Source organism: Paraburkholderia sp. SECH2 (assembly GCF_030464795.1).
In the GTDB taxonomy this organism is placed as follows: Bacteria; Pseudomonadota; Gammaproteobacteria; order Burkholderiales; family Burkholderiaceae; genus Paraburkholderia; species Paraburkholderia aspalathi.
In genome coordinates this window covers 63,200-72,828 of the sequence record NZ_JALPRH010000035.1, presented here as the reverse complement: position 1 = coordinate 72,828, position 9,629 = coordinate 63,200, and the positions used below count along the sequence as shown (strand labels likewise).

The 9,629-nt window shown below is 61.4% G+C and carries 6 protein-coding genes; 2 read left to right on the top strand and 4 right to left on the bottom strand.

Annotated features, from left to right (window positions below; genetic code table 11):
• Positions 1-99: 99 nt before the first annotated feature.
• Entirely contained in the window at positions 100-1,230 is a 1,131-nt protein-coding gene (locus M0D66_RS34685; protein ID WP_211707181.1) for an ATP-binding protein, read from the top strand.
• A gap of 29 nt (positions 1,231-1,259) precedes the next feature.
• Here M0D66_RS34685 and M0D66_RS34680 read toward each other — a convergent pair whose 3' ends face one another.
• Together M0D66_RS34680 and M0D66_RS34675 are read right to left on the bottom strand one after the other, a co-directional pair.
• Positions 1,260-3,590 carry a patatin-like phospholipase family protein gene (locus tag M0D66_RS34680; protein WP_211707180.1) on the bottom strand — a complete coding sequence of 777 codons (2,331 nt, stop codon included), beginning with the start codon at positions 3,588-3,590 and terminating at the stop codon, positions 1,260-1,262.
• A gap of 183 nt (positions 3,591-3,773) precedes the next feature.
• The gene (locus tag M0D66_RS34675) at positions 3,774-5,240 is read right to left on the bottom strand and encodes a metallophosphoesterase (RefSeq protein ID WP_211707179.1); all 1,467 of its coding nucleotides are present in this window, start codon (positions 5,238-5,240) and stop codon (positions 3,774-3,776) included.
• 354 nt (positions 5,241-5,594) lie between these two features.
• Here M0D66_RS34675 and M0D66_RS34670 point away from each other — a divergent pair, with 354 nt between their 5' ends.
• Positions 5,595-6,557 (top strand): hypothetical protein, encoded by a 963-nt coding sequence (locus tag M0D66_RS34670; protein ID WP_211707178.1) that lies wholly within the window; start codon positions 5,595-5,597, stop codon positions 6,555-6,557.
• Between the two features lie 483 nt (positions 6,558-7,040).
• Here the strand turns inward: M0D66_RS34670 and M0D66_RS34665 are convergent, their stop codons facing one another.
• Positions 7,041-7,433, bottom strand: coding sequence for a 2-oxoglutarate dehydrogenase (locus M0D66_RS34665; protein WP_244869800.1), 393 nt, complete (start codon positions 7,431-7,433; stop codon positions 7,041-7,043).
• A gap of 61 nt (positions 7,434-7,494) precedes the next feature.
• On the bottom strand, positions 7,495-9,342 hold the full coding sequence (locus tag M0D66_RS34660) for a peptidase S10 (RefSeq protein WP_266212640.1): 1,848 nt from the start codon (positions 9,340-9,342) through the stop codon (positions 7,495-7,497).
• Positions 9,343-9,629: the final 287 nt, after the last annotated feature.

Here is a 9,629-nt window from a genome sequence, read left to right as displayed (position 1 = left end):
TTCCGGGTGTCCAGGTTTACTTGACCACTACAGTGCCGCCCCGCACAGGGGCAACACTAATAGACCACTAACGCATTAAAGAACGCGAAGAGAAAAAAAATGCCACCCCCAGCGGAGCAAAAAAAACTAACCCCCTACCGCTATGGAAAATGGCGCTGGCACCGTTTCCGCCGCTCATGGACGGACACCCGAGCAGACAGAATCCCGAGCTGGTCGAGGCTATACCTGCGCGTCTACACACGCCTACTGACACTGACAGTACTGGTGCTAGCAGCATCAATAGCAACCTTAGCCCTGACACTAAAAACCTCACCATCAATCTGGCAAACACTAACAACACCAAAAGCATCAATCCCAATCACATTGGCAACCCTACTGCTACCAGCAGTAACCGCCTACCGCTGGATGCGCCCAGTCTGGCTAGACCTGGTAATGGTCCGCGAACGCGCAATCGACTTCACAGGCGGCCGCTTCAACACCCGCGCCCGCGAATCGCACAGCGTCATAATCGGCCCACTGGCCCGCACGTTAAACGCCCTGGCCGAACGCATGGAACGCCTGATCGCCGCGCAGCGCGAACTCACCAACGGCATCTCCCATGAATTGCGCACACCTTTGGCCCGCGTGCGCTTCGCGCTAGAAAACCTCCGCGAACCCGCATCCGCGGCTGAGTACAACAGTGCATTAGCGAGCATCGACCAGGACGTCACCGAGCTCGACGAGCTCATCGACATGAGCCTGACCTACGCGCGCCTCGAATACAGCTCCCTGCAATCGAACCTCGAATCCACTTTGCTCACGGCATGGTTCGACAGCCAGATCACCGACGCCACGCTGCTATACGCGGACAAGCAACTCGTCCCGCAAGCAGACGTCGACGCATCGCTACGCGTGGTGATGGACAAGCGTCTCATGTCCTACGCAATGCGAAACTTGCTGCGCAACGCGAGCAAATACGCCCATTCGCGGATCATGGTCGGATTGAGCGTCAAGCATGGCAACGTGGAAATCTACGTGGAAGACGATGGCGCAGGCGTGCCGCCCGACCAACGCGAACGCATTTTCAGTGCCTTCGTGCGGCTCGATCGTCAGACTGGCGGCTACGGGTTGGGTCTCGCGATTACGCAACAGGTGCTGCGCGCCCACCATGGCCGGATCGCCGTGACCGATCCGTTGATGCTAGGCGGAGCACGCTTCGAAATGAGCTGGCCGGTGGGCACAGTGGCGTGAAACACAAAACACACGGTACCCGCGCAGCGTCAATAGGTATGTCCCAACTGGAAGTAAAAGTTATGACGGCCGCCCGGTGCGAACGCTACGCCCAGATAGATCGGTCCGAATGAACTGGTCATCGCGGTGAAGGCAGTCACGCTGCGCTTCAGTGGCCCGCTGCCGAACTGCGAATCGCGGTTCCAGACGTTGCCGGCTTCAAGGCTCAGCCCCGCAAACAGACCGCGAATCGGCGACGCATTGAACGTGGCGAGCTGATTCATATAGGTGATCTGGCCGTACACCATCGAGTTGCCGGACAGTTGGTCGGCAGCATAGGCCGACAGATGCTGGAATCCACCCAGTGTGAAGCCGAACGGATTCGTCAGATTGGTGCCGCCGAAGTCATTACCCGCTTCGATGCTTGCGTTGATGCTGTGCCGTCCATAACTCGCTGCAACAAGGCTTTTTCCGTATACCTCGGTGAAGCTGTCGCTGCCCGCGAACAACGAACGTTCCACGCGTAGTTCGCCGAAATAACCTTTGCGGGCAAACAGCGGATCGTCGAGCTGATCGATCACGAGACGTGCGCGCGCGCTAAGCTGCCGTCCGTAGATATCGGGGAACAGCAACGGCGAGTTGAACGCGTCCTCGAGCGGCAAGTTGTATTGCGGCGACGCGTAGCCATGAGCGTATGCCACGCCGATACGGAAGTCGCCGAGACGGGCGAGCGGTACGCCGAAGTCGACCCCGGCGCGCTCGGTTTGCAAGCTGTATTGCGTGATCTTGACGTTGCCGGAATCGTCGTAGAGATTGGCATAGCGGCGCTGAAACTCGAGATAAGGCGCCACGTAATAGCCAAAAGAACTCGACAGTGGTTGCCGCAGCTCCGCATGCAGGTCGATCAGATCGCTGCCAACGGTCCCGTCCACTCGCCCTTCGAGCCCTGACGACGTGAGCCACGGGCGGCGATAACCGAGATGCAGCCGGAAGCCGCCTTCATCTGTCGAGCTGCTCGACAAACCCAGCCCGAACAGCAGGAAATTCGGTCCCCACAGCTTCTGCTGCGCGGAAACAATGAGCGTGTGCGTGTCGCCGTCGTCGACGAGTTGCTGGCTCACGCTGTCGAAGTCACCCGCGGTGGTGAGCGCTAGCAAGTCCTTGTTGAGCGCGACCGGATCGTAGACATCGCCGGTTTTGACATGCAGTGCGGCGCGAATACGTGCCTCAGGTACGTAGCCCTGCGAGGCGATCTCGATCTGCGTGATCCGTACCGGATGCGCCACGGGCACACCGTGCCGGGCGCGCCACGCGGCGTAGTCGGCGGGCGAAAGCGCCAGATGCTGAAGCTGCGGCATGGCCGCGCGCGTAGCAGCAGCACCGGCGGCGATGGCCTGGCTGGCGTTGGCAAAATCGGTGAAGCTCAGCGAGCCGAGCGCCGGCTCGATCAGGACGTCACCGGCCTGCAGCTGTTCACGTTGCCGCGCAACGTTCTGGTGAATCAGAATGCCGATCATCTGCTGCATCACGTCGGCGGGCGAAGCCAGCGCATCCAGCGGTCGCAGCGGCGAGCCGATATCGACCGCGATCACGACTTTCGCACCCATGTCGCGCGCCGTTTCGATCGGCAGATTGCTGACGATGCCGCCGTCCACCAGCGTGCGCCCGTCGATATCGGCCGGAGCGAACAGGCCGGGCAACGCCATGCTGGCGCGAATCGCTTGCGGCAGCGAACCGCGATCGAGCACCACCTTCTGGCCGGTGCGCAGATCGGTTGCGATCGCGCGATAGGGGATCGGCAGCCGGTCGAACGAAACGTTGCCCGGCACGGCGGACGTCCAGTCCTGCAGCAGCGCCTGCAAACGATTGCCCTGCACGAGCCCCACCGGCAAGCGGAAGCCATTGGTGCCGAAGCCAAGCGAAAGGCTGTTCACATACAGCCGCTCGTCTTCACGGCGCGACTGCGGCAGGTCGGCACGGTCGGTGACGTCGAACGCGATGTCCGCGAGATTGATGCCCGCGAGGCGGTTTTGCATGTCCTGCGCCGTCATACCGCTCGCATACAGGCCGCCGACCACGGAGCCCATGCTGGTGGCGGCGATGCAATCGACCGGGATGCGGTTTTCCTCGAGCACCTTCAGTACGCCGAGGTGGGCATAGCCGCGCGCGCCGCCGCCCGACAGCACGAGGCCGACGGAGGGGCGGCCGGCTGGCCCGGCTTCGGCGCTGCACGCGGATTCGGCTGCGAAAGCGGGGCGTGCGACGGCGGCGACCCCACACGCCAGCAACGCCACGGTGCAGTGAAAACGAAGAACGATGGGCCGGCGCCGCGTGTGCGCCGCCGTTTTTAGAAATTGTTCGCTCGCCAACGCTCGACTCATCTGTTTTGATGCCGGAAGAAAACCGAGAGATTACATGGTTTTGCCCCGGTAAAAACAGGTGATTTTGTGCAAACGCGCGTTTGCGGAAAAACGTAGTCCTGATGCTTTTTATCCGGCATCGCGGCGGAATACGTGTTGCGGCCACGAGCGCGGTCCCTGAAACACGTCCCTCGTTCTTCGCCGCTAGCGGCGCAGCAAAGCTCGCACGGCCCGGGCAGCCATCGGACGCCCCAAATCGGATGCGACGAAATGAGCCACTTTGCGCTCGGCGAGGTTGATCGTCACGTAGTCGTTCGGCGCTTTCGTGTTGAGGCCGTCGGACGCCGAGTGATACTCGATACGCAACTGCGTCGCGGTCACGACCACGCGCAGATAGCCGTAGTTGGTGTCGTCATAGTTTTCCAGCACGACCTGATCGGTAGTGGCTGAAGCCGCCTGCATGATTTGCGGCGCACGGATGGCGGGCGCACCTTGTGCAGCGAGCTTGACTAAACCGTGTCCGCCATTCCCGCACACGAGGTAGGGAATCTGCGTGCCGTCCGCATTTCGCGTGCGCGTGAAGCGTTGATAATTGTGTGCATGGCCGGACAGAAATGCATGCGGCCACACACCGTTGGCTTCGCACACCTTGTCGATCTGCGCCAGCATATCGACGCTCGACCCGTGTCCGCCCGCGCTGTACGGCGGATGGTGATCCGCGATCAGCAGGGCGCCAGTGAACTGCTCGGCCTTGACGCGCTTGAGCGCAGCGTCGAGAAAATCGAGCTGAGTACTCCCGATCTTCGGGTCTGAAATCACACCGGGATCTTCGAGCGTGTTGCTGTAAATCACCAGCACGCGCACGAATGGCGCTTCGAGCGTGAAGAAGACGCCGGGCTGGATTTGCGCGGTGCGCGACAAGCCACCGGCTTCGGGCGTAACGGCGAACGTCTCCGCACAGAAATTTCGCAGGAACGCAGTGAGACTCGCGGCGTGCGCTTCCGGCGAGACCATTCCGTCATGATTGCCGGCGCAGGCGAGGATCGGCGCCGGGTAGTCCCGATACGGTTCGTAAAACTGATCGTAATAGTACTGGCTCTCGCCAAAGCTATAGACGACGTCGCCGAGCAACAAGGCGAACTGCGGCACCTCACTGGCGTTGGCTTCGTTGAAATCCGCGGTCAATTTGTCGGCCACTTCGTTCTGCGTCGCCGGGCCTTTCGTATTGCCGCAATCTCCCAGCGCATGAAACACCAACTGTCCGGCGGCTGTGATCCTGTCGATGGCAGTTGCGTTGCCGCCCATGACCTCGGCCAGCGTGAGCTGAGGCTCCACGCCGCCTCGCGGTGCGGGAAACGGCAACGGAAACAGTTTGTGCTCTGCATTGAGCTTGTCGATTTCCTTATAGGCCGCATCGTCCGATGGATGAGGCACACGAAACACCGTCGGGTCCGCGGTCGGCTGAGGCTGTGCGAACACGGGCTTGTCCAGCATCCGCGGACGGAGCGCCGTCGCGCCGACGCTCGCCACGGGCTGGTTCGAACTGCTGGCGAGCGCAGTAGCCTTTTTGCCGGATGCCGCTACCTTGCCGGGCAACTTTCGTTTGCCTTCTGCTTTCGCCGTGCTTTCTTTTGCCTTGGCCTGGGATTTCGACTCGCGTTTTGCCGACATGAGCGCCTCTTGAGGAAGAGTAAGCGGGGGATTGCGCAAGCGGCTTTCGCCGTTGTGTTCATCGAACCCTACGACATGTGTATTTCGGAAAAGTGTCGCGGCGCTGTCGAAACTGGCCTGCTGAAGCGCTTGGTCCCACGCGCGGGACGGGCGGAGTCTGCCCCTGAAACAATTTATGTCAGCTTATGTCGCGGCGCCTCCGAATCGCCCGGAAAGCCTTGCCCAGCGGGCCTCTGTCGTGGTGAAACAGGGTGACATATCTTCGCTGCTGATTAAATCCAGGCGTCCTTCTATAGTCCGTTTGTCGCCACGCCGCAGTGCGCAGAAGTGGCCCGAAATCAAGAAGGACATACCGTGAAAAACTGTTCGTTCGTCGTCGCAGCTACCGCCGCTTCTCCTGCCTCCGTGACGCCCGCCGCATCCGTACGTGGCGCGCTGCGCAAGCTCGCGCTCACCGCAACCGTTACCGTGCTCGCGCTCAGCAGCGCTTCTGCTTTCGCCTGGTCGCAGCACGGCACCGCCTACACATCGCGTGGCACCTATAACGGCGCGCGTTACGGCTCGTGTGGCGGCGGTAGCTGTTCGCATGCTGGCGGCGTGGCCGGCCCCTACGGTGGCGTGGCGACCAACACGGGCACGGTGACCCGCAACGCGCCGGGCCAGTTCTCGAATTCGGGCACCGCGACGGGGCGCTACGGCAACCAGGTCCAGCACGCCGGCGACACCAACTGTGCGGGCGGCACGTGTTCCCACACCGGCACCCTCACCGGACCCGACGGTAAAACAGCCACGACCTCAGGCGATGTGACCAAAACCGCGCCCGGCCAGTATTCGTCGTCCGGGTCGGTCACGGGCTCGAACGGCAACACGGTCAACCACTCGGCATCGACCAACTGCGCGGGCGCGTCGTGCTCACGTTCCGGCACGGTGACCGGGTCTGATGGCGGAACCGTCAATCATTCCGGCACGGCGACGCGTGTAGCACCGGGCGTCGTGACAACGTCGACGAGCACGACGGGCACGCATGGCAACACCGTGACGACGAGCGGAACGGTCACGACTACCGGCGTCGTTACGACGGGCAGCACGACGGTCGTGGTCGCACCGAAGCCGGTTGTTGTCGTACCGCCGCCAGTCGTTGTTCCGCCGCCGGTTGTGTATGTGCCGCCTCCTCCGGTTGTCTACGTTCCGCCGCCCCCGCCGCCGGCTGTGTATGTCGCGCCGCGTGTTGTCTATGTGGCTCCTGCGCCGCGCCCTGTCGTGTGGGTGCCGGGGCACTGGGTGGGGAATGTCTGGGTGCCGGCGCACTGGTCATGAGTAAAAACGTGCGAGTGAGAACCGGCGATGAGGCCGGCCGGATCGGTCCGCAGTGGATGAGCGAGGAGGGAAGTGCTCGGACGCTGCGGCCACGTTTCAACGCGATACGCACACGGACGCTATGCAAGGTCGGTGCGTTGGCAACGATGATCGTTGCAACGGGGATAGCGATTGCAGTCGGTGAGGGCATCGCAAGCACGGAAACGCCTGCTGTGCACAGAGCGATTGAACCTGAACAGGACTGTTCGGCGAAATATGCAGCGTTGCTTGACCTCGCCGAACTGGCGAGACGTGATGGCAAGTCGTCCGAAGTTGTGATGCGGGGACTGAGCGACCGCGGCGGCGCAATGGGCGACTGTTTGCCGACTGGCGGGAACGCCGGGGCGAGATAAACGAAGCGCGCGAATGGCCGAAGCGGCCATTCGCGCATTGTCAAATGCGGTCCTTTAGAAAGGCATGCCTTTGACCAACAATGGCCGGTCGCTACCGGCCCTGCTGCTGCAGATACTGCCTGACATCGCTCATGGTCACGCTTCCTTTGTGGCTCGTGTCGATCTGATCGAAGTGCTTGGCAACGTAGCCGAGCCCCGCGGTCTGAGCCTGCGTTTTCGTGACCGCGGCGCCATTGCTGAGAGCCGTGTTCGCTCCCAGTCGCGCTTCAAGCCGCTGCTGGGCTTCCTGCTGCAGCGCCGTGCCGGTCGTCGGCGTGACGGGAGCAGCACGGTTTTGAGGAAAGAACGGACCGTCGACTCCCCTGGCCCCGTTTGGCGGCGTCGCCGGCGCTACCGCTTGCGGCGGTAACGCATGCGCGCTGCCAACAAAGCAGCAGAAGGCGATCAACGGGGAGACACGCCGCAACATATCGATAAGGGACATGATGACTCGCATTGATTGAGTGAATAGAGTAGCGCGAACGAGGCGCATCGCGTCAGTTCAGTCAGGGTGCCGTGACTTGCGCCGTGGCAGTAGCGGTCGGCTGACTGGCTGGGCTCTCGTCGCGCCACGGCGGCGGCAGCGTCCAGAGGGCGAGCGCATCCGGAAGCGGCGTGCCGCGGTAGAAGCGCACCAGATCCCGTTTCATCAGCGGACGGGCGACGTCATCCAGATAGATCATATGTCCGCCCTGGAAGAAGTTGACCTGCAAATCCGGATTCAGACCGGGTACCGTCTGCAGCCGTGCCAGTTGCTTCTCGGTATTGAAGAACGGTGTGGCCAGATCGTGAAAGCCGTTTTCCGAGAGTACCCTGAGCTGCGGATTGAGCGTCAACGCGCCCAGCAGATCCGGGATCGTATCGGGCAAGGGCTTTCCGTCATGCGAGAAATCCCATACCTCGATGATGTTGTCGTTCAGCGGCAAGTAGGTCGCGTTCGGCGCTGTGTAGCCGAGGTAGTCAGGCATCTGCGTCGCCAGAGCCGTGGTGAACGGCTGGGAGATCAGGATGTCGGACGGGTCCCCGTCGTTTTGCAGACGCGGATCCGAGTTCGGCAATGACACGCGTCCGTCGTACCGGCCGATCGTCGTGCCTGGTATGAGGCTCGTCGAGAACGGGTTGGCGCCGAAGTAGCCTTGTAGCGCCTGCAGGGTCAAGCTGGATGGCAAGGCCCACGACTGAAGCGTTTTCGCATTGGGGAACACCGGCGTGCCCAGAGCGTCCGGTATACCGAGCTGACTGAGCACCCACGACTGCGAGTACCGCCTGAACTTGTTGTATTCGTTCGTGACGAACAGGCTCGCCTGGTATGCGTACAGGTCCTGATTGAGCGGCGCCGGCGACATCTGGTTGTAGTAAGCCGCTACTTCCGCGTAACCGGGGAAATAGCCCGCCAGCGTATCCGTATCCAATGCCAGCGCGCTCGTCGAGTTCGTGATTGCAACGGCCTCGATCGCATCCGCGAAATAGTTCAGGATTGCAGACTGAAGGACGATGCCGGTCAGATGCACGCCGGCCGATTCGAGCGCCAATGCGAGCATGTCGGTGCGCGGTGTGCCATACGACTCGCCGTACAGATAAATCGGCGAGCTGCTGCGACTGTTGACCGTCAGATAGCGCTGGATAAAGTCGCGCATGATGTTGACGTCCGCGTCGGTCGTCCAGTACTTCTGGTTCGTATTCGGCAGAATCGCCTCGGACAGACCGGTTCCGGGCGGGTCGATGAAGACCATGTCCGTGGTGTCGATCAGGCTCTCCTTATTGTCGACGAGCGGATAATTCGGCCAGTTCCCGAACACCGGGTCAGATGTGGCAACCCGCGTCGGCGCGAACGATCCGAGCCGCAACCAGATGGAAGAGGACCCGGGGCCACCGTTGTAGACGAACGTGACAGGCCGCGGCGAGCCGTTCGTACTCGGCACGGTGTACGCGACATAGGACATCGTGGCTTCGGGGTTGCCGCTCGAATCGGTGGCGGTCAAATGGCCGGTCGTGGTGGTGTAGTTGATCGGCGTTCTGCCTTGGGTCCACTGGTAGTGCATGACCGCAGCTTTCTCGGACGCCTGAGCCGGCGCGAGGCCATCTGTGGCATTGCCCGAATAGGCGACCGGGTCGATATAGGTTTGATTGGCCGTTGGCGATTGCGACTGCGCGGCGGCCTGTGCGGTGAGCTGCTGATTCGCTGCAGTCTGCTGCATGCTCACAGCCGTGCCGGAGGACGAACTGCCGTCCCCTCCGCCGCATCCGCCGAGAAGCAGGATCGCGACTGTTAATGTGCCCAGGCTCGTTCCCAGGCCCGGCAGCCTGTTTTGGCGATGTTGGCTATTGCCGGAAAGACGCTCGTCTCGTTTCATCTCTATCCTTGGTGGTGGGTTCAGATACCGTTTCACAAAGGCCGCTATCGCCGATGAAAATATATCGGAGTTCGAAATATTGGTGATGCATCGTCGGCATGCAGCGGTGAGACCAACTTACTTCAAAGCGCATAGATTCAGATCTCTATGCAGTATGCGTAGAATAACTAAATATCTGGATTGGATATTCCGGTTCTTTTCGGGGCATTTTTCCGCAATCGAATATTCGTATATTGGCGGCAGATGAAAAATAGGTGACGCCACCAGCCTTTGTCAAGGATGTACCG

Excerpts from the sequence above, each read along its gene's own strand:
- M0D66_RS34660 (WP_266212640.1), bottom strand. The coding sequence starts at position 9,342 with ATGAAACGAGACGAGCGTCTTTCCGGCAATAGCCAACATCGCCAAAAC.
- M0D66_RS34665 (WP_244869800.1), bottom strand. The coding sequence starts at position 7,433 with ATGTCCCTTATCGATATGTTGCGGCGTGTCTCCCCGTTGATCGCCTTC.
- M0D66_RS34675 (WP_211707179.1), bottom strand. The coding sequence starts at position 5,240 with ATGTCGGCAAAACGCGAGTCGAAATCCCAGGCCAAGGCAAAAGAAAGC.
- M0D66_RS34685 (WP_211707181.1), top strand. The coding sequence starts at position 100 with ATGCCACCCCCAGCGGAGCAAAAAAAACTAACCCCCTACCGCTATGGA.
- M0D66_RS34680 (WP_211707180.1), bottom strand. The coding sequence starts at position 3,590 with ATGAGTCGAGCGTTGGCGAGCGAACAATTTCTAAAAACGGCGGCGCAC.